The sequence below is a fragment of the Claveliimonas bilis genome, assembly GCF_030296775.1.
GTDB lineage: Bacteria > Bacillota > Clostridia > Lachnospirales > Lachnospiraceae > Claveliimonas > Claveliimonas bilis.
The window spans coordinates 1683245-1702595 of record NZ_AP027742.1 but is presented as its reverse complement, the minus strand read 5'-3'; the positions used below and the strand labels follow the sequence as shown (position 1 = coordinate 1702595).

The window sequence follows — 19351 nt, the reverse complement described above, 5'->3', positions numbered from 1 at the left end:
TATTTGCCGTATCCTATTTTGCCAGCTGATGAAAGGCTTCTGAAACTGTCTGGTCAATAGAAATTCCCTCTGCCACTTTTCCTTCTCCCTCCGGACATTTCTCCAGATGAACCAGATATTCGATATTTCCTTCCGGTCCTTTAATTGGAGAAAATTCCAGATTCAATACGTTAAATCCAATAGACTTTGCATAATCGATCACTTTTTCTATTACTTCTTCATGAGTAGACGCTTCCCTGACAACGCCTTTCTTTCCGACTTTCTCCCGTCCGGCTTCAAACTGCGGCTTAATAAGAGCCACAATCTGCCCGTTTTCCTGAAGATAATTCCGGATCGGCTCAAGCACTTTCGTAAGGGAAATAAAAGATACATCAATAGACGAAAAGTCTATTCTTTCTCCCAAATCTTCCGGCGTCACATAACGGATATTTGTTTTTTCCATGCAGACAACCCGCTCATCCTGCCGAAGCTTCCAGGCAAGCTGACCTCTCCCCACGTCAATGGCATACACCTTTCTCGCTCCGTTCTGCAGCATACAGTCCGTAAATCCTCCTGTAGAAGAACCTACATCTGTACAGACTTTCCCTTCCACAGAAACATCAAAATTAGCCATAGCCTTTTCCAGCTTCAATCCCCCTCTGCTTACATAGGGAAGCGTATTTCCTTTTACCTCAATCTGCACTTCCTCGGAAAAGGAGGCACCGGCCTTATCCTCCCTCTGTCCGTCTACAAATACATTTCCGGACATAATAACGGCCTTAGCCTTCTCCCTCGATTCGGCAAGATTTCTTTTTACAAGTAAAACATCCAAGCGTTCTTTCATTTTCTCTCCTCTTCCTGCTGAAGCTGAACATATTCTGTCACGATCCTCTTTGTCATAGAATCGGCATCCAGAAGCACCTCCCGACGAAGGAGATCCACGCTTCCATGTTCAATATAATCATCCGGCAAAGCCAGGCTAAGCACCTGCACCGGAATATGATTTTTCAGAACATAATCCGATACCCGCTCGCCAAAGCCGCCGCACAGGATATTTTCTTCAATTGTTACGATCAAACGATGAGTCTTCGAGAGCTCATCGATCATTTCCCCGTCAAGAGGCTTTACAAACCTTGCGTTTATAAGGCTGCAGTTATAGCCGATCTTTTTGATAGCTCTCCGGGTTTTTTCAGCCTCCTCAAACATATGTCCCACACTGATCAAAGCAATGCCTTCTTCTTCATAGATCACTTCGCTTTTCCCATAACAGATTGGGGCGCGGTATTTTTCATAGCCGTCATAAGCTGTGCCTCGTGGATAGCGTATTGCAACAGGGCCGTCAAATTGCACAGCAAACCTTAGCATATCGGCAAGCTCCCATCGATTTTTAGGGGAAATGACCGTCATATTAGGAATCCCTCCAAGATAAGACAGATCAAAGATTCCCTGATGGGTCTCACCGTCACTTCCCACCAGACCTGCCCGGTCTACTGCCAAAACTACCGGAAGATTCTGAAGCCCTACATCATGGATCAGCTGGTCGTACCCCCTCTGCAGAAAGGAGGAATATACTGCAAATACCGGATGCATGCCTCCGGCTGCCAGTCCGGCTGCAAATGTAACGCCATGTCCCTCGGCGATACCAACATCAAAGAACCGCTTCGGGAAATATCTGGCAAATGCCGAAAGTCCTGTGCCGTCTGCCATAGCCGCCGTAATGACCGCTACATTCGGATCATGTTTCCCGATATCACAGATTACCTTAGAAAAAATATCGGTATATGTATCTTTGGATGCTTTCTGCAGCGGCTCTCCGGTACTGATGTCAAAGGGTCCTGTTCCATGGAACCGGGATGGATCCTTCTCTGCCGGCGCATAGCCTTTTCCTTTCTGAGTCAGAACATGGAGAAGGACGGGCCCTTCTACTTTCTTTGCTTCCCGGAAAGCCCGGCAGAGCATACCGATATCATGCCCCGGGATCGGTCCAAGATAAGTAATTCCCATATCTTCAAAAAGCATCCCGGGAACCACAAGCTGTTTGATGCTGCTCTTTGTTCTCCTGATCTGCTCAATCATATGATCGCCCACTGTGGGAATTTTATGAAGAGCGTTTGTGACTCCCTTTTTCAGTCCCGTATAGAAATCAGCTGTCCGAAGCTGCGCAAGATAATTGGACATGCCTCCCACATTTTCTGAAATGGACATGTAGTTATCATTGAGAACAATAATAAAATTCGTTTTAAGATGCGCCGCATTATTCAGCGCCTCGTAAGCCATACCGCCTGTCATGGCTCCGTCGCCAATCACAGAAATCACACTGTAGTCTTCACCCTTAAGATCTCTTGCCTCTACATAGCCAAGACCTGCCGATATGGATGTAGAACTGTGTCCGGTATCAAAGGCATCACAGGGACTTTCTTTCCTTTTAGGGAATCCGCTCATCCCTCCGTATTTTCGCAGTGCGTCAAATCCTGCTCTTCTCCCGGTCAGTATTTTATGGGTGTAAGACTGATGCCCCACATCCCAGATCATTTTGTCTTTTGGCAAAGTAAAAACGCGGTGCATGGCAATGGTAAGCTCTACAACTCCTAAGTTTGAAGCCAAATGTCCCCCGGTGAGACTGATCTTCTGAATCAGAAATTCCCGGATTTCCCCGGCAAGCTGATCCAGCTCTTCCATATTTAATTCTTTAATATCATTTTCTTTTTCGATCCGCTCTAACAGCATGGCAATGCTCCTTATTTTTCCCGATGGATAAGCTCCTCAAGAAGCCAGGTAAGATAGCCTTTTTCCCCCGGAAGGGTCTCAAGTATCCTGATGGCTTCTTCAGACTCCCTCTCTACGATTTTTTTTGCTTCCTCTATTCCAACCAATGTTACGTAGGTTGTCTTTTCATTTTTTTCATCGCTATGCACCGGTTTGCCAAGAGTCTCACTGGTACTTGTCACATCCAAAATATCATCCTGTACCTGGAAAGCAAAACCGGTTTTTGCTGCTATTTTTTCCGCCTGCTTTATTTCTTCTTCCGAAGCGCCTGCAAGAACAGCACCAATCATCATGGATGACTCGATCAGCGCCCCTGTCTTCAGAGCATAAATGAAATCCAGCTTCTCCCTGGACAGCTTATGGCCTGTTTCCCTGACATCCGTCACCTGACCTCCGATCATCCCGTAAATCCCTGCCTTTTTTGCAAGAATCCCCATTGCTTTTCCAATCAGAAGACTGTCCTCCGGGAAATCTGCAAAAGCGGTAGCCGCCGTTTCAAAAGCATAATTCAAAAGAGCATCTCCCGCAAGGATTCCCATATCTTCTCCATAAACTACATGGGTTGTCTTTCTCCCTCTACGATAGTCATCATTGTCTATGGCCGGCAAATCGTCATGGACAAGAGAATACGTATGGATCATCTCAATCGCGGCCATAAAGGGATATATCAGCTTTTCCTTTCCGCCGAAAAGATGATACATTTCCTGCATCAGCATAGGCCGTATCCTTTTTCCACCAGCCATCAGACTGTATTCCATAGCCTCCATAATGATTTTCTGGAAGCCTTCCTTCTTCGGAAGATAGGCCTGCAAAATCTCCTCGATCTCTTTCACTTTTGCTTCCCTTGCTTTTTCAAACTTCATCTGTTCAGAATCCATGGCTTTCTCCTTCTTCATCCAATATCTGAATTTGTTTTTCTACACGGTCAATCTTATCACTGCAGGCTTTCAGAAGATCAATTCCTCTGTGATAAAGACGGAACGATTCCTCCAGCGTCACTTCCTGCTCCATTGCCTCCAGCACCTGCTCCAGCTCCTGAAATTCCTCTTCCAGAGTACGCTCTTCTTCCGGCTGCTGTATCTGTTTATTACTCTCGTCCATAAGACGCCTCCCTTATCTTTTCTGCTCTTACATGTATCTGGCCGTCAGTCACATAAACATACAGTTCCTGACCGGGACGCACCTGCGATACACTTTTCACGGCTGCTTTTTTTCCATTTTCTGTCTGTTCCACATAGGCAAAGCCTTTTCCCAATTTTTCAACCGGAGAAAGGCCTCTGATCCGCTCCGCACAGAGTGCCAGACGATGACGGTTCCCCTCCATACGCTTTTCCATAAGCTGCCGAAGCGTATCTTCTGCATCTGCAAGTCTCTGCTTTTTCTGGATCAACGCTACTCCCGGATGCAGATATTTTAATCTGGACGCATACTGGTCTTTTTTCAGACGAGCCAGTTCCAGCTGACGTCCCATATTTTTTCTAAGCTTTCTGCCATATTCATCTATCTGCCCGGCAAACAATCTGTAATCCCACACAGCCAGCTCTGCAGCTGCCGATGGAGTGGGCGCACGAAGATCCGCCACAAAATCGGCAATCGTGGTATCTGTTTCATGTCCTACAGCCGAGATCACAGGAACGCTGCAATGGAAAATCGCCCTCGCCACGCTCTCCTCATTAAAAGCCCACAAGTCCTCGATAGAACCTCCGCCTCTGCCAACGATCATTACGTCCACTCCGGCTTTTTCCAAAACAGAAATCCCTTTTACAATGCTTTCTGCCGCACCTTCCCCCTGTACCTGGGCCGGATAAAGAAGAAGCTGTACATAAGGATTCCTTCTTGAGGATATATTCATGATATCCCGGATGGCCGCTCCGGTGGAAGCCGTAACTACACCGATCCGCATAGCAAAAGGCGGTATCGGCTTTTTATATTCTTCTGCAAACATCCCCATCTCTTCCAGTTCCTTTTTCAAGGCCTGAAATCTTTCATAAAGGACTCCCTCTCCGTCCAGCCGGATTTCTTTTGCATAAAGCTGATAAGTCCCGTTTCTTTCATAAACACTGACAGACCCCAGCACAATAACCTGCTGTCCTTCGGACATACGAAAAGAGAGCCCGCTCCGCTGCCCTGCGAACATGACACAGGCAATCGTTCCGGACTCATCCTTCAGAGAAAAATATATATGGCCTGACGTATGATATTTACAGTTTGATACCTCGCCTTTCACGTAGATCCGATTCAGCATAAAATCCTGTGTAAACATATTACGGATATATGCGTTTACCTGTCCGACTGTGTACACATTTCCCGCCATAATATACACACCCTCCAGCTATACCGCCAGCTTTGCAAGGACACCGTTTACAAAAGAGGGACTTTCCTCTCCTCCAAACCGTTTTGCAAGTTCCACTGCCTCATTGATCGCAACAGATACGGGCACATCATCATCCCATTTCATCTCATAGACCGCCAGCCTAAGCAGTGTAAGATCCACTTTGTTCATTCGTGTTGTCTTCCATCCGCTTGCATGTTCATTGATCAGAGTATCGATCTCATCCTTGTGGTCTGCTATAGCCCACGCTTTCTTCTGAATGTATTCTTTATCTTTCTCCTCCATCTGCTCAAGCTGTTCAAAATACAGTCTTACCTGTTCCGGCATCTCTTCTTTTTCATTAAATTCCAGTCCGAACACCATTTTGAAAATATGTTCCCTTGCTTCTGACCTTCTCACTTACACTTCCTCCGGAATATCTACTCCTGCAACACGAATATTGACATCAGCCACGGTAAGACCTGTCATATTCTCAATTGCAGTCTTTACTTTCTCCTGCACTTTGCCGGAAACTTCCAGCACATTGTAACCATACTGAAGATTCAGTTTCAGTGATACGGTTACAATTCCTTCCAGCACATCTACTTTCACACCTTTAGATAAGGATTTCATCCCAAGACGGCTGATCAGCTCTTTTGTTGCATTGCCGGACATAGAAGCAACTCCCTCTACTTCCATGGCTGCAAGACCTGCAATAATCGCAACAACTTCATCGGCAATCTTTACTTCGCCGAGATTTTCATCCTCTTTTATTGTATAGGTACTTCTTTCTTCTTTTCCCATTCTATTGCCCTCCATTTATCACGTTTTGTTTTTGGCTCACATTACAACTAGTAATATACATTATAACAAATTTATATTCAAATGCCAATATTCTTTCCAAAGTCCCTGTCAGGAACGGCCAAATTCGGAGAGGATCAGACCTTCATTCCTGTCCTGAGTCATTCGGATACTCCACTCATTGACAAAAAGGAGCAAAGGACGATCCTTCAGGTCTTTGATCTTCTTCATGTCTGATGTGCCCGTCAGACGGTCCAGATCCAGATTTTCATTCTCGATCCACCGGATATACTCATATGGAAGGGGATCCAGCCGGATCTCCACCTTGTATTCATTCTCCAGCCGGTATTTCAGAACGTCAAACTGAAGGACACCTACTACGCCCACAATGATTTCCTCCATTCCGGTATTATACTCCTGGAAAATCTGGATAGCTCCTTCCTGTGCGATCTGGGAAATTCCTTTGATAAACTGCTTTCTTTTCATAGTATCCACCTGACGCACTCTGGCGAAATGTTCCGGCGCAAATGTAGGGATTCCTTCATAGACCGCTTTCTTATCGGATGCTGTAAGTGTGTCCCCAATGGAGAAGATTCCAGGATCGAACACTCCTATGATATCTCCTGCATAGGCATTTTCAATAATCTTTCTCTCGCTTGCCATCATCTGCTGCGGCTGGGAGAGGCGCACCTTACGGCCTCCCTGAATATGCTGCACTTCCATGCCTGCTTCGAATTTTCCTGAACAAATACGCATGAAAGCAATACGGTCACGGTGAGCTTTATTCATATTCGCCTGGATTTTAAATACAAATGCGGAAAAGTCTTTTTCCTCCATAGGATCGATCTCTCCCTGATCTGACATTCTGGGCAGCGGAGAACTTGTCATTGCCAGGAAATGCTGCAGAAAGGTTTCTACGCCGAAGTTTGTCAGCGCTGAGCCGAAAAATACCGGTGACAGTTCCCCTTTACTCACAAGCTCCTGGTCAAAGGCAGCTCCTGCTCCATCCTGAAGCTCTATTTCTTCTTCCAACTGAAGTCTCTGGGAATCATCGATCAGCCATGTAATCTCGGGATCATCGATCTTTACCTTTTTAACTTCCCCCTGGGCAGTTCCTTTTTTCGTGTCGGAAAAAAGCTCTACTTCTCTTTTTTCGCGGTCATAGACTCCTTTAAAGTTCTTTCCTGATCCAATAGGCCAGTTTACCGGGCAGGTTGCAATACCAAGTTCATTTTCAATATCGTCCAGCAGCTCAAAAGTGTCCATCGCTTCTCGGTCCATTTTATTAATGAAAGTAAAAATAGGAATATGACGCATGGTACATACTTTAAAAAGCTTTCTTGTCTGCGCCTCCACGCCCTTGGAGGCATCAATCACCATTACCGCTGAATCAGCGGCCATCAATGTACGGTAGGTATCCTCCGAGAAATCCTGGTGCCCCGGGGTATCCAGAATATTGATACAGTAACCGTCGTACTCAAACTGCAGAACGGATGAAGTAACTGAGATTCCTCTCTCTTTTTCAATCTCCATCCAGTCTGATACCGCATGCTTTGCTGTAGCCTTTCCTTTTACACTTCCTGCCTGATTGATGGCTCCTCCATATAGAAGGAATTTTTCCGTCAACGTCGTTTTACCTGCATCCGGGTGAGAGATAATGGCAAACGTCCGGCGTCTCTTTATCTGTTCTTTCATATCCTTTGTTAACTCTGACATCGTTTCAATCTCCGTTTTTCTTCTCAATTTCCGGCCACATGGAAGTCCCTTCCAACTTGCCCGGCACACCAAGATAGTGTAACACAGTTGCAGCCACATCTGCAAATGTATTTCTGATTCCCAGATCATGATTTTTTCTGACATGCTCCCCGCTTATCAAAAGAGGCACGTATTCTCTGGAATGATCCGTGGACGGCGTTCCCGGATCACAGCCGTGGTCAGCCGTAATGATAAGAAGATCGTCCTCTTTCATCCGTCCTCGGATTTCCGGAAGAAAGGTATCAAATTCCGACAGAGCCTTTGCATATCCTTCTATATCATTTCGATGTCCGTATATCATATCAAAATCCACAAGATTTACAAAACAAAGTCCTGTAAAATCTCTTTCCATATATGCAAGCAATTTTTCGATTCCGTCCCGGTTGCTGACCGTACGCTGTGCCTCTGTAATCCCCTCTCCGGCAAAAATATCTATAATCTTTCCTACGGAAAGCACATCCATACCCGCCTTCTGAATATACGTAAGCATTGTATCTTTCGGAGGATGTACGGAAAAATCATGTCTTCCGGCCGTGCGGACAAAATCAGGCCAGGTTCCGGTAAAAGGCCTTGCTATGACCCGTCCCACATTATGCTCTCCAGTTAAGATTTGTCTTGCAATCCTGCAGTATTCATAAAGTTTTTCCGTCGGAACAATATCCTCATGAGCTGCAATCTGAAATACACTGTCTGCTGATGTATAGACAATAAGAGCGCCGCTTTTCATATGCTCCCGTCCGTAATCTTTGATGACCTCTGTTCCGGAATAAGGACGGTTGCAGATCACCTTCCGCCCGGTCTTCTCCTCAAAAGTCTTTATCACATCTTCCGGAAATCCGTCCGGATACACCGGCAGAGGACGCGTGGAAATAATCCCTGCGATCTCCCAATGTCCTGTTGTAGTATCTTTTCCGCAGGACGCCTCCTGCATTTTCCCATATGCTCCTTCCGGAATGATCCCGGATCGTTTCTTCATGCCTGTCCCCCTGATAGACGACAGTCCCAGCGCCTCTGCATAAGGCATATGAAACGCCGGATGTTTCGACACTGTTCCAAGGGTATTGCTGCCTTCATCTCCATATGCCGCTGCATCCGGCGCTTCCCCTGCTCCCACACTGTCCAGTACAATAATAAATACTCTTTTTCCCATAATTATGCTCCTCCGCATTTTCTGCTCTGATTATACCCCTTTTATATGCCCGGTTCAATGAATTTCCGGCAGATAAACGTCCGAAAGCAGGCAAAAAAGCACCGGAGCATGGGATTCTGCCCCTGCCTTTCCGGCATTTCAAAATCCCATGCTCCGGTGCTTTTTCGCGTTCTTCAGACTCCTTCACCATCTGCCGCCCCATAAGAACAGCAAGGTTCATATTGCTTTTCGTACTCTCCTGTCACTTTATTGCTCCAGTAAAAAGTCCGTATTCTTCCAAGGTATGCATCTTCTGTCCCTCGTTTTCCGCTTCTTGTTACAATCGTATTTTCGGAAATCATATCTTTGCAGCTGCTTCCTTCCGTAGAAATCATATCTACAGGTTCTTTCCCTTTATAGAGCTTTACTGTTACGGTAGCCTGATTGTCTATGATAAGCCCTTTCCACTGGCGGTTGTATTTTTCAATCTGATATCCCTCATTTGGACATGCGTTTTCCTCTCCGCATATCAGATAATATCCTCCGGCCGGAATGGTCCCTGCCAGATCAATAAATTTTTCTTCCCGTATACCGTCGCTGCTTATGGTTGAACCCGCCATTCCTTCGATTCTTCCGGAACTGTAGCCCAATATGTATCCTTCCAGAGAAATGTCCTGTGTACCCGGATTATACAGTTCTATAAAATCATTGGAAAATACGCCTTCCTTACCTCCAGCGCCGTAAAATTTCGAAATGACAACCGTACTTTCCTTCTCTGCCCCATCTGACTGAAGGCTGTACATTCCAGCCAGACTTAGCGCAATAACAGCTGTTGACAAAAGCTTCCACGCTGCTTTTTTCAAAACTGCATTTTCCTTTGAAGTCATCTTGCTCATCCCCTTCTCATTCATCATTAGAAACCTTTTCTTTGCTGCTATTTTACACTATCTTTTTGAAATCTCCGGGTTCACACTGTTAAATCTCTGTAAAATTTACTCCGCTTCAGCATGAACCGGGGTAATAACAATATTCTGCGCGGCCACTCCCGTTTTTCTTGTAATAATATCCTCGATCTGCGCCCGGTTTGCGTCAGTAAGCTCCGCTGCATCCACCACAACATCTGCGCTGTCTGAAGTCAGACTTACTACAGCTTCTGAAAACCCTTTGGATGCAAGCAATGTCTCTGCCGCCGCTTCTTTTTCCGCCAGATCCGTCATCTCAACCATCTGATTTACCGCTTCCGTTTTTTGTTCGTCGCTTAAGCTTTGATTATCAATGATCGCCAGAAGATCTTCCTTATTCTTTGCCCTCACCTGTTCTCTTGTGACCTTAGCTTCCGCCACGACTGCGCTGGTCTCTCCACTGGTAAGGACCGCTTCTCCCGGCGTACCCTCCACCGTCCCGTCATCTGCCGCTTCCCCATCCTGACTTTCAATATCTTCTGTATTTGCTGTCACATCTTCTTCTGAAATATCCAGAAGTTCCTGGTTTGCCAGTTCGCCGCTGGTCTGTGCCGCATCATCTTTCTCGCCAAAAAGGCGCCCGGAATAATTAAGATATCCGGCGGCCGCGATCATAACTGCAAGTGCGGCAATAATAATCTGATTTTTTCTGAATATTTTTTTCACTTTTCTCCTCCTTATTTTTCATTGAGCTTCATTACCTTAATTTTATGCGTGTCTACTCCAAATAATGCTTGGACTGCTTCCGTTATATTCTGTACCACAACTCCCTTATCCCCTCCTTCCGCAATCACTACAATTCCCTCTACTTTCGGGCTCAGCTCCTTTGTTACATAGGGCGTCCCTCCTTCCCCCTGCTCCTCCTCTCCATATACGGTAACTACATCTGAGGAGTTCCTTACTGTAGAGCGGACTCCGCCCTGGCTGTCTTCCTCCGTTACATTTTCACTCTCTGTCTGGCTGTCCTTTTCAATGACCTTTTCTGCTGTGGATCCCAGAGTCACCATAACTTTTACCTTCCCAACTCCCGACACCCGTGACAGGGTGTCTTCAAGCCGTGTTTCCAGATAATCAGCATAATTTCCTCCATCCGTTTCTGACATTCCGGCAGCCCTCCTTTCTTCTGCCATCCCCTCTTCATCCGTCTCCCCTTTCGATACAGGGAGGGCTATGACCAAAAGGAGAACCCCGCATAAAAGGAGGATCACCAGACTGTCCTTTTTTGGAAATTTTCTCTGTCCTAATATTTTCAAAAAGCGCTCCCCTATTTTTTCTCTTTTTTCACCTTCCAATCTGAATCTCCTCCACCTTGATCTCCGTTTCCTCTTCTCCTGCTTTCCCGACTTCTCCGGTTCTTTGCTGTCCCATATCTCCAGGATCGGCGCCTGCTTCTTCGATCCGTTCTACCGCTTCTTCATAATCACTCCCTTCATAAATCTTCCGTATGTCCTCGCTCATTCCTGTCAGCTTCCAGACAGGTGTTAAAAGGAGGATGACAAGAAGCGCTCCCGTAAAAAAACGAATGTATTTCTGGTATCCCTGATTTGGGATAACATGCATCAGAATTGTAATAAGTATCATAAAATAGGCAATACTTTGCATCCAATCATAAAGATACTGGAACATGTATTTTCCCCCTCTTTCTTTTATACGCTGCTTGTCGTTGCCGCAACAATTGCGATGGTTATCAAAAAAAGAATCCCTGCCGTAAATATCATGCGCATCAGGAGCTGACAGCCATCCGCCATTCCTCCAATACAGCCGGTAAGCCGTTTATCTGCCACCGGCTGCACTAAAGCTGCCGCAAGTTTATAGAAAAGTACCATTACTCCAATCTGGATAAGGGGTGCAAGGCACAATGCAAAACATATGACTGCTCCGGCTGCTCCCACTCCGTTTTTCACTACAACAGCCGTTCCCAAAATCACTTCCGCGGTTCCGCTTACAGCGTCTCCGATACCGGGGATCGCTTCCACGCCTCTTGCCACTGCGCTCCTTTTCACACTGTCCACAGCAGGCATGATCAGCCCCTGTATGGTATTCAGCCCGATCACACATGCAAGCATCGTTTTCAGTGTCCAGGATACCACTGTTTCTATCAGCTCTGTAAAGCGTGACAGATATTCTTCTTCCGAAAGATAGTTGAGCACCTTCATCATCATATAAATATGTATTACCGGCAAAAGGAAACCAATGATCAAAAGTTCAATCAGGAAGATCAGTAATAAAATAAGATTATAAAAAGCCGCTGCCGTAACGCTCCCCTTTGCCAGAGAAACTGCCAGAAAATATACCGGACACAATGCTTGCATGAAATCAGCGAGGAGCCGGATTCCATCTTCCGTCCATTCTGCAGCACTCTGAAATGCATTCAGACAAAGAGCGATCATCAACATGTACAAAATATAAAAACTGATATCTGAAATCTGCCTGGAATCGAATACATCTGCAAATTTTGTAAAGATCGCTGCGATCAAAGCAATCAAAAGCATGTGTATTAAGCTTTCCTGATTTACCTGAAACGCATAAGTGAGCTGATCTGCACACAGTCTTTTTAAAAGGTCCGCCGAAACAGAGAGATCCCCTGACAGGATCTGGAGCACTGTCTCTCCAAAATCCAGCTTTTCATCAGGAAACAATCCCTCCAATTCCCGATTAATATCGTCAAATTCCAGTTTCTCCTCCATGTACGCCCGAACGTCTCCTGCTTCCGTCTCCTCATATTCTGTTTCCGCTTCATATTCCGCTTTTTCATTTTCCGCAATATCAGCCGCCTTAACCGGTATCTCTTTGCTCCCCCACAGGAAAAAGAAGGAAAGGAGCAGTAAAGTTACGCCGAATACCCTTGCTATCTTTCGTCTCATGCCAAAAAATCCCTTATCATTTCCAAAAGGGCCAGGATTACCGGCAATCCCAGAACCAGAACCACTGCCTTTCCGAAAATTTCAATCTGCTGTGCGATCGTCTGATATCCGGCATCCCGGCATATGGCGGAAGAAAATTCCGCCACATATGTAATGCCCAGCATTTTTATCAGCATTCCTGTATAAGCAGGCGCAAGGTCAATATATCCCGCAATTTCCTCCATAATATCAAGCACCACTGTAAGTCGGCTTAAAATGCCCAAAAAGATGATAAGGCTGATTCCCGCACATATATAAATCCCGTATTCTGTTTTTCCTCCCTTAAACTGTATTGCAAGTAATGCCCCCGCCACGCCCAGGAGACCAATCTGCAGCATACCCATTTTTCCCCTTCTTTCCTTGTGTTTCCCTGCTTCTTAGGATCTACAGCGAAAACAACTCCTGTATCGCCGCAAACAGATCATAAATATAAGGAACGATCCAAAAGAGTACCAAAAGCAGTCCGGCAAGACTGGTGAGAAAGGCCTGTTCCTCCCTTCCGCTGTGTTTCAGTACCTGACTTAACACCGATACCAGTATTCCCACAGCTGCTATTTTAAAGATCAGATTTACTTCCATGAATGCCTCCTTATATCAGCAGTATTGCCAAAAATATTCCCCCGACGGCTCCCAGAACCCGGTACAGCTTTTTCTTTGTATGCAGACTCTGACGCTTTTCCGCCCTTAAGATCTCCAGCTGTTCTTCATACATTTTCAAATGGGTCAGCTGCATTTGTGTATCTGCATTGCCCAAATATTTTCCCAGATCATAAAGTCTTCTTTTCTCTATATCGCTAATGGACAGATCCGCCAGGCATTCTCTGGCCGTCTTCTCCCAGATACATGCAAAGCTTCCGCTTTCCTTTGCATTCATCCTTTGATGCATTTCCAGCATCCAGCTCTTGTACGGCTCCTGTACTGTCCGTGCAATGCTGCCAAAGGCTTCTGCCAGAAAGGCTCTGGCATAACGGATTTCCCCCTGCAGCATACTGCTGATCCTCTGAAGTTCTCCCAGCTGCCGGTATTCCTTTTCCAGGTCCTCTGAAGCTCTCCATCCTATAAGGAAGGCTGAAGCAATAACAAGAGTCCCTCCCACCGCCTGCAGCATCATATCTTCTTCTCCATAAGTTTCCCGTTTTCATCATATATCCCTTGGATCTTCGCCTTCCCTTCCAGTATGATATATCGTTCAAATCTCTTTTCTTCCATCATTTTCCCCGACACAGGCTTTCTCCTAAGTTCCTCGATTGAGGCACCATGCATGGTAGCCAGCATTCTGCATCCGCAGTGCATGGCATATTCGATGGCATGTACATCTTCCCGGGCGCCAATCTCATCTACTGCAATAACCTGGGGAGCCATAGATCGGATCAGCATGATCATCCCTTCTGCTTTCGGGCATCCATCCAGTACGTCCGTGCGGATGCCAAGATGATTCTGTGCCACTCCCATATAGCATCCGGCAATTTCCGATCTTTCATCCACTACCCCCACTGTCATCCCTTTTATATATTGGTTGCCGTCGGATATCTGCCGTATCATGTCCCGAAGGAGCGTGGTCTTCCCGCACCCGGGCGGCGATATGATCAGCGTATGCTTAAGCTGGCGTCTGCACAGAATGAATGGAAACACCTGATCCGCGCATCCTTGTACCTCATGAGAAATGCGGATATTTACCGAGGAAATATATTTCAGATTCTTTACCTGTCCTTTTTCCAGGATTGCCTGTCCTGTCATGCCTACCCGGTGTCCTCCTTCAATCGTAATAAACCCCTGCCTCATTTCCTCTTCATAAGCATAGAGGGAATAATTGCTGGCGTAGTCAATGGTCTCCCTGACGTCCTCCGCTGTCACGATATAGGGATGTCCTCTTCCGGGAATGTATTCCTCCCCTCCGCATCTCATCAGAAGCGGTTTTCCGGTTCTAAGCTTGATCTCCTGAAGTCCCTCATAAGTATCAATCTCCTTCTCTATCATCTCTCTGACCCTGCCGGGAAGGATTTTTAAAACTCTGTTTTTTTCCATCTTTGTCCACCTCTTTAACCCATATATATGTAAGGCAGAGCATTTTATTACAAGAAAAAAGGCCATATGCATTCGCATATGACCCTCTGTCATTTTCTCTTTTTCTTATTCTGCAACGTCCTTCATGCTGAAGGAGAAACGTCCCATCTTATCTTTTCCAAGGCATACAACCTTTACTACATCTCCAAGTGTCAGTACATCTTCCACCTGTTTTACTCGTTCTTTGGAAAGCTTGGAAATGTGAACCATTCCCTCTTTACCTGGGGCAAACTCAAGGAATGCACCAAATTCTTTGATGCTGACCACTTTGCCTTCCAGTACCTGTCCGGCTTCAAAATCACTGACGATGATCTCGATCAGACGTTTCGCTCTCTCCATTCCTTTTGCTTCTGTTCCGCAGATGGACACAGCGCCATCGTCTGTGATATCGATCTTAACTCCAGTCTCCTCAATAATAGCGTTGATTGTCTTTCCTCTCTGGCCTACTACATCGCCAATCTTCTGAGGATCGATCTGCATCTGGATGATCTTCGGAGCATACGGTCCCACTTCCGGTCTCGGCTCGCTGATTGCCTTTGACATAACCTCATCAAGAATATAGGTACGCGCTTTCTTTGTAGCGGCGATCGCTTCCTCAATGATCGGTCTTGTCAATCCATGGATCTTAATATCCATCTGGATTGCTGTAATACCCTTATGTGTACCAGCCACCTTGAAGTCCATGTCTCCAAAGAAGTCTTCCAGGCCCTGGATGTCGGTCAGTACAAGATAATCGTCATCTGTATCTCCTGTCACGAGACCTGCGGAAATTCCTGCAACTGCAGAATGGATCGGTACTCCGGCAGCCATCAGAGACATGGATGATGCACAGATACTTGCCTGTGAAGTGGATCCATTGGATTCGAATGTCTCTGATACAGTACGGATCGCATATGGAAATTCATTTTCATCCGGAAGTACAGGAACAAGGGCGCGCTCTGCTAAAGCCCCATGGCCGATCTCACGACGTCCCGGTCCTCTGGACGGTCTTGTCTCACCTACAGAGTAGGACGGGAAATTATAGTGATGCATATACCGCTTGGATGTCTCTGCCTCGTCCAGGCCATCCAGTCTCTGTGCCTCTGCAAGAGGAGCCAGAGTCGTAATAGTACAGATCTGTGTCTGTCCTCTTGTAAACATAGCAGAACCGTGTACTCTTGGGATCAGGTCGATTTCTGCTGAAAGAGGACGGATCTGGTCAATTGCTCTTCCGTCCGGACGCTTATGATCTTTCAGGATCATCTTACGTACCGTTTTCTTCTGATACTGATATACTGCCTCCGGAAGTTTTGCCAGCCACTCTTCATTATCTGCAAAGGCTTCTTCCAGTCTATCTGTAATCTGGCGGATGTTTTCCTCTCTTGTCTGTTTGTCATCTGTGAAGACTGCTTCTTCCATCTCCTGCGGAGTTACGATCTCCCGGATCGCTGCAAACAGTTCTTCCGGAACTGCAAAGCTTTCATAGGAATGCTTCGGCTTACCACATTCTGCCACGATCTGATCAATAAATGCGATCACCTTCTGATTCAGCTCATGAGCTGCATAGATTGCCTCGATCATGCGCTCTTCCGGAACTTCGTTTGCTCCTGCTTCGATCATGATCACCTTTTCCTTCGTAGAAGCAACGGTAAGGGAAAGTTCTGAAACTTCCTTCTGTGCTGCTGTCGGATTGAATACAAATTCTCCATCAACCAGTCCTACCTGAGTAGTGGAAATCGGACCGTCAAAAGGAATATCTGAAATACAGGTTGCAATTGCTGCTCCCAGCATAGCTGTAAGCTCCGGTGAGCAGTCCTGATCTACAGACAACACAAGATTTTCCAGTGTAACATCATTCCTGTAATCTTTTGGGAAAAGAGGACGCATCGGGCGGTCAATTACACGGCAGGTAAGGATCGCATTTTCAGATGCTTTCCCCTCACGCTTGTTAAATCCTCCCGGAATCTTTCCAACTGCGTACATTCTCTCATTATATTCTACACTTAAGGGAAAGAAATCAATTCCCTCACGCGGCTTTTCTGACGCTGTGGCCGTACACAGCACTGTCGTATCCCCATAGTGCATTAAAACCGCACCGTTTGCCTGCTTTGCCACTCTGTCTACATCCACGCACAGAGTTCTTCCGGCTAATTCCATTTCATACTTCTTGTACATGTCATTCTCCTTCATCTTACTTTTATGCTGCAGCAGGCAATACCGAAACTACTGAAAAAAGTATTTGAGACAAATACGCTTTTCAGTGGTCTCGGGATTTTTCTCCCGCTCGCAGTCTAAAATATTATAGCATATACAGCTCTCATAAGCAAGAAAAAAGGGTGTCATACGGACACCCTTTTCCTAAGCCCTTTGAAATACCGGACAAATTATTTTCTAAGTCCAAGTCTTTCGATCAGTGCACGATATCTTTCGATATCTTTCTTTCTAAGATAAGCCAGAAGACCTCTTCTCTGACCAACCATTTTCAGAAGTCCTCTTCTGGAATGATGATCCTTCGGATTTGCCTTGAAATGATCTGTCAGGTCGTTGATTCTTGCTGTCAGAATTGCGATCTGCACTTCCGGAGATCCTGTATCTCCTTCTCCTCTTCCGTATTCAGCAATAATCTGTGCTTTCTGCTCTTTTGTTATCATTTTGTTTTCCTCCTTATATTCTTTCTACTTGGCCTGCATTAAGTAATGGTCGGAGTGATCCAGTTACCGAACACCGGCTGTTCATACCTGCCTAGTATAACACAGGACTTCTGTATTGTAAACCTTTTCTTCAAATACTCTTCGCTTTTACCCAGATGCTTTTTCAAGCAGCCTTTTCTATTCCGGATATCCGGCCTTTTCCGCAAAAAACGCTTCGGCATGTGCAATATCTGCATTTACCTGATTTTTCATATCCTGAACATCTGCAAATTTCTTCTCCGGCCTGCAAAAATGCCTGATACGGATCTTTGTTTCTTTTCCGTACGCATCCCCGCTGTATCCGATCAGATAACTTTCCACCAGCATACGCCCGCTGTCTGTCACAGTAGGTTTCACCCCTACATTTCCTATAGCATTGTACCAAATTCCGTCCATACAAATCTGCCCTAAATAAACGCCATTGGGCGGGAGGAGTTTCTCTTGGGGAGGCGCCACATTAATTGTGGGAAAACCCAGGGTTCTTCCAAGCTGTTTTCCGTGTTCTACGATCCCTGTCACACTGTACGGGTATCCAAGAAGAGTCTCTGCCAGAGACATATCCCCTTCTTTGAGTGCTTCACGGATATAACTGCTGCTGATCACACGTTCTCCATACCGTTCCTTCTCAATTACTTCCAGGTGATATCCGTATTCTTCCTGGTATTTTTCCAGCATACGCACATCTCCCTTCTTCCCATGACCAAAGTGAAAATCCGTTCCCACCACGACATATGAGGCATGGAAGGTATCCGCCAGTATGTCCCGAATAAAATCCTCGGCTTCCATTTCACTGAATTTCTCGGTAAATGGACAGTCTACCAGAAAATCAACCTTTCCTTCCAGATGATCTGCCCTTTCCTCCTTTGTCATCAGCACTTTACCGGGCATGTGCATCCTCTCGCGAAGAGGAAGCATATCAAAAGCACATACAATGCTTCTTACCCCTTCTGTCTTTGCATATTCACGTACTCTTTCCACCAGCTTTTGATGTCCTCTGTGAAGCCCGTCAAATTTTCCCAGCGTCACAGCACTTCTCTCTCCACAGCTGTAGGATTCAATTCCTCTTATATACTGCATATCTATCCCTTCCATCGTCGTCTGCTTCTATTGCCTGTCATTTAAAAACATCTTTTCTGTCTCAAATCGTTCTGTCTTCCCGCTGTACCGGTAAAGCGCAATAAAGTTTCCCTCTCTGTTATACATTCTCACCAGCTCTTTATCATCGGGTTTTTCTTTTAAATGAGGGATGAAAAAACTGTTGCCATTATACAGAAACCTTTCTTCCTCTTTTCCTACAGTGATCTTACGATACTTTCTGAAAAAATGGTCAACCGGAAGAAGGATTTCATTAAGTGTTCCTTCCTCCATATGATTCTGTATTTCTCCCAGAGTAAGGCTGTTTTCAATGGACAGTTCCCCCACCCTGGTTCTTTTCAGTTTCTCCATGCATCCTCCGGTTCCAAGTACACCGCCAATATCATTGCACAGTGTACGAATATAGGTACCTTTGGAACAGGAAACCTCCATCCATACCCGGGGAAGTTCTATCTTTTCTATCTTTATGTCATGGATCACAACTTTCCTTGCGGAGCGTTCTACTGTCTTCCCTTCCCGTGCAAGTTCATACAGCTTTTTCCCATTTACTTTGAGCGCTGAATACATAGGTGGTACCTGTTCATATTCCCCCTCAAATTTCAGGATTGCTTCTTTCACTTGACTTTCTGTCAAATGACTGACAGATTGGCTCTCCAGACAGTTGCCGGAAACATCCTGTGTATCTGTCGTCTGCCCAAGAAGCAGCACCGTCCTGTATGTTTTGCTTCTGTCTGTCAAAAGACTGCATATTTTTGTAGCACTTCCGAGGCATATGGGAAGGACGCCTTCCGCATCCGGATCAAGCGTCCCTGTATGACCGATTTTTTTTTGTTTCGTAATTCCCCGAAGTTTTGCAACAACATCATGGGAAGTGTATCCCTGTTCTTTATACACATTTAATATTCCGTGTATCATCT

22 protein-coding genes are annotated in these 19351 nt (G+C 45.7%); all 22 read right to left on the bottom strand.

The genetic code is table 11. From position 1 onward, the window contains the following. Positions 1-13 precede the first annotated feature (13 nt). Positions 14-823, bottom strand: a complete 810-nt coding sequence (locus R2J37_RS08335; protein WP_230106245.1) for a TlyA family RNA methyltransferase — start codon at positions 821-823, stop codon at positions 14-16. Further along, on the bottom strand, positions 820-2706 hold the full coding sequence (gene dxs / locus R2J37_RS08330; RefSeq protein ID WP_316264504.1) for a 1-deoxy-D-xylulose-5-phosphate synthase: 1887 nt from the start codon (positions 2704-2706) through the stop codon (positions 820-822). Before dxs ends, R2J37_RS08335 begins: the two co-directional genes overlap by 4 nt. An 11-nt stretch (positions 2707-2717) precedes the next feature. Beyond that, the gene (locus R2J37_RS08325) at positions 2718-3623 is read right to left on the bottom strand and encodes a polyprenyl synthetase family protein (protein WP_256194316.1); all 906 of its coding nucleotides are present in this window, start codon (positions 3621-3623) and stop codon (positions 2718-2720) included. Further along, positions 3613-3846: an exodeoxyribonuclease VII small subunit gene (gene xseB / locus R2J37_RS08320; RefSeq protein WP_230106248.1), complete on the bottom strand. Its 234-nt coding sequence runs from the start codon at positions 3844-3846 to the stop codon at positions 3613-3615. Before xseB ends, R2J37_RS08325 begins: the two co-directional genes overlap by 11 nt. Further along, entirely contained in the window at positions 3833-5059 is a 1227-nt protein-coding gene (xseA, locus tag R2J37_RS08315) for an exodeoxyribonuclease VII large subunit (protein WP_316264501.1), read from the bottom strand. The genes xseB and xseA overlap by 14 nt, the downstream gene beginning before the upstream one ends. Positions 5060-5077: 18 nt before the next feature. Continuing rightward, positions 5078-5476 (bottom strand): transcription antitermination factor NusB, encoded by a 399-nt coding sequence (gene nusB / locus R2J37_RS08310; RefSeq protein ID WP_230106250.1) that lies wholly within the window; start codon positions 5474-5476, stop codon positions 5078-5080. Further along, the gene (locus tag R2J37_RS08305) at positions 5477-5860 is read right to left on the bottom strand and encodes an Asp23/Gls24 family envelope stress response protein (RefSeq protein ID WP_230106251.1); all 384 of its coding nucleotides are present in this window, start codon (positions 5858-5860) and stop codon (positions 5477-5479) included. A gap of 108 nt (positions 5861-5968) precedes the next feature. Next, the gene (locus R2J37_RS08300; RefSeq protein WP_256194321.1) at positions 5969-7573 is read right to left on the bottom strand and encodes a peptide chain release factor 3; all 1605 of its coding nucleotides are present in this window, start codon (positions 7571-7573) and stop codon (positions 5969-5971) included. A 4-nt stretch (positions 7574-7577) separates the two neighbouring features. Next, positions 7578-8762, bottom strand: coding sequence for a phosphopentomutase (locus tag R2J37_RS08295; protein ID WP_316264498.1), 1185 nt, complete (start codon positions 8760-8762; stop codon positions 7578-7580). A 173-nt stretch (positions 8763-8935) separates the two neighbouring features. After that, on the bottom strand, positions 8936-9655 hold the full coding sequence (locus R2J37_RS08290) for a lamin tail domain-containing protein (protein WP_316264496.1): 720 nt from the start codon (positions 9653-9655) through the stop codon (positions 8936-8938). Between the two features lie 78 nt (positions 9656-9733). Further along, positions 9734-10369 carry a SpoIIIAH-like family protein gene (locus R2J37_RS08285; RefSeq protein WP_316264494.1) on the bottom strand — a complete coding sequence of 212 codons (636 nt, stop codon included), beginning with the start codon at positions 10367-10369 and terminating at the stop codon, positions 9734-9736. Between the two features lie 11 nt (positions 10370-10380). Then, positions 10381-10995: a SpoIIIAG-related protein gene (locus tag R2J37_RS08280; RefSeq protein ID WP_316264492.1), complete on the bottom strand. Its 615-nt coding sequence runs from the start codon at positions 10993-10995 to the stop codon at positions 10381-10383. Continuing rightward, complete coding sequence (locus tag R2J37_RS08275; protein WP_316264491.1) at positions 10985-11329, bottom strand: stage III sporulation protein AF; 345 nt, start codon at positions 11327-11329, stop codon at positions 10985-10987. Before R2J37_RS08275 ends, R2J37_RS08280 begins: the two co-directional genes overlap by 11 nt. Before the next feature lie 20 nt (positions 11330-11349). Beyond that, positions 11350-12567, bottom strand: a complete 1218-nt coding sequence (locus R2J37_RS08270; protein ID WP_316264489.1) for a stage III sporulation protein AE — start codon at positions 12565-12567, stop codon at positions 11350-11352. After that, on the bottom strand, positions 12564-12950 hold the full coding sequence (locus R2J37_RS08265; RefSeq protein ID WP_256194331.1) for a SpoIIIAC/SpoIIIAD family protein: 387 nt from the start codon (positions 12948-12950) through the stop codon (positions 12564-12566). Before R2J37_RS08265 ends, R2J37_RS08270 begins: the two co-directional genes overlap by 4 nt. Before the next feature lie 40 nt (positions 12951-12990). Beyond that, on the bottom strand, positions 12991-13185 hold the full coding sequence (gene spoIIIAC, locus R2J37_RS08260; RefSeq protein WP_230106260.1) for a stage III sporulation protein AC: 195 nt from the start codon (positions 13183-13185) through the stop codon (positions 12991-12993). 10 nt (positions 13186-13195) lie between these two features. Next, positions 13196-13717, bottom strand: a complete 522-nt coding sequence (locus tag R2J37_RS08255; protein WP_316264486.1) for a stage III sporulation protein AB — start codon at positions 13715-13717, stop codon at positions 13196-13198. Further along, complete coding sequence (spoIIIAA, locus tag R2J37_RS08250; RefSeq protein WP_230106262.1) at positions 13714-14631, bottom strand: stage III sporulation protein AA; 918 nt, start codon at positions 14629-14631, stop codon at positions 13714-13716. The genes R2J37_RS08255 and spoIIIAA overlap by 4 nt, the downstream gene beginning before the upstream one ends. A gap of 105 nt (positions 14632-14736) precedes the next feature. Continuing rightward, positions 14737-16824 (bottom strand): polyribonucleotide nucleotidyltransferase, encoded by a 2088-nt coding sequence (locus tag R2J37_RS08245; RefSeq protein ID WP_230106263.1) that lies wholly within the window; start codon positions 16822-16824, stop codon positions 14737-14739. 209 nt (positions 16825-17033) lie between these two features. After that, positions 17034-17300: a 30S ribosomal protein S15 gene (rpsO, locus tag R2J37_RS08240; protein WP_230106264.1), complete on the bottom strand. Its 267-nt coding sequence runs from the start codon at positions 17298-17300 to the stop codon at positions 17034-17036. Between the two features lie 177 nt (positions 17301-17477). Beyond that, positions 17478-18416, bottom strand: coding sequence for a riboflavin biosynthesis protein RibF (gene ribF, locus R2J37_RS08235; protein ID WP_230106265.1), 939 nt, complete (start codon positions 18414-18416; stop codon positions 17478-17480). Between the two features lie 27 nt (positions 18417-18443). Next, on the bottom strand, positions 18444-19349 hold the full coding sequence (gene truB, locus R2J37_RS08230) for a tRNA pseudouridine(55) synthase TruB (RefSeq protein WP_316264483.1): 906 nt from the start codon (positions 19347-19349) through the stop codon (positions 18444-18446). Between the last annotated feature and the right edge of the window lie 2 nt (positions 19350-19351).

Excerpts from the sequence above, each read along its gene's own strand:
- R2J37_RS08265 (WP_256194331.1), bottom strand. The coding sequence starts at position 12,950 with ATGGGTATGCTGCAGATTGGTCTCCTGGGCGTGGCGGGGGCATTACTT.
- R2J37_RS08295 (WP_316264498.1), bottom strand. The coding sequence starts at position 8,762 with ATGGGAAAAAGAGTATTTATTATTGTACTGGACAGTGTGGGAGCAGGG.
- R2J37_RS08290 (WP_316264496.1), bottom strand. The coding sequence starts at position 9,655 with ATGATGAATGAGAAGGGGATGAGCAAGATGACTTCAAAGGAAAATGCA.
- R2J37_RS08270 (WP_316264489.1), bottom strand. The coding sequence starts at position 12,567 with ATGAGACGAAAGATAGCAAGGGTATTCGGCGTAACTTTACTGCTCCTT.
- R2J37_RS08245 (WP_230106263.1), bottom strand. The coding sequence starts at position 16,824 with ATGTACAAGAAGTATGAAATGGAATTAGCCGGAAGAACTCTGTGCGTG.
- truB (WP_316264483.1), bottom strand. The coding sequence starts at position 19,349 with ATGATACACGGAATATTAAATGTGTATAAAGAACAGGGATACACTTCC.
- dxs (WP_316264504.1), bottom strand. The coding sequence starts at position 2,706 with ATGCTGTTAGAGCGGATCGAAAAAGAAAATGATATTAAAGAATTAAAT.
- R2J37_RS08305 (WP_230106251.1), bottom strand. The coding sequence starts at position 5,860 with ATGGGAAAAGAAGAAAGAAGTACCTATACAATAAAAGAGGATGAAAAT.
- rpsO (WP_230106264.1), bottom strand. The coding sequence starts at position 17,300 with ATGATAACAAAAGAGCAGAAAGCACAGATTATTGCTGAATACGGAAGA.
- spoIIIAA (WP_230106262.1), bottom strand. The coding sequence starts at position 14,631 with ATGGAAAAAAACAGAGTTTTAAAAATCCTTCCCGGCAGGGTCAGAGAG.
- R2J37_RS08300 (WP_256194321.1), bottom strand. The coding sequence starts at position 7,573 with ATGTCAGAGTTAACAAAGGATATGAAAGAACAGATAAAGAGACGCCGG.
- R2J37_RS08325 (WP_256194316.1), bottom strand. The coding sequence starts at position 3,623 with ATGGATTCTGAACAGATGAAGTTTGAAAAAGCAAGGGAAGCAAAAGTG.
- xseA (WP_316264501.1), bottom strand. The coding sequence starts at position 5,059 with ATGGCGGGAAATGTGTACACAGTCGGACAGGTAAACGCATATATCCGT.
- R2J37_RS08255 (WP_316264486.1), bottom strand. The coding sequence starts at position 13,717 with ATGATGCTGCAGGCGGTGGGAGGGACTCTTGTTATTGCTTCAGCCTTC.
- spoIIIAC (WP_230106260.1), bottom strand. The coding sequence starts at position 13,185 with ATGGAAGTAAATCTGATCTTTAAAATAGCAGCTGTGGGAATACTGGTA.
- xseB (WP_230106248.1), bottom strand. The coding sequence starts at position 3,846 with ATGGACGAGAGTAATAAACAGATACAGCAGCCGGAAGAAGAGCGTACT.
- R2J37_RS08335 (WP_230106245.1), bottom strand. The coding sequence starts at position 823 with ATGAAAGAACGCTTGGATGTTTTACTTGTAAAAAGAAATCTTGCCGAA.
- ribF (WP_230106265.1), bottom strand. The coding sequence starts at position 18,416 with ATGCAGTATATAAGAGGAATTGAATCCTACAGCTGTGGAGAGAGAAGT.
- R2J37_RS08275 (WP_316264491.1), bottom strand. The coding sequence starts at position 11,329 with ATGTTCCAGTATCTTTATGATTGGATGCAAAGTATTGCCTATTTTATG.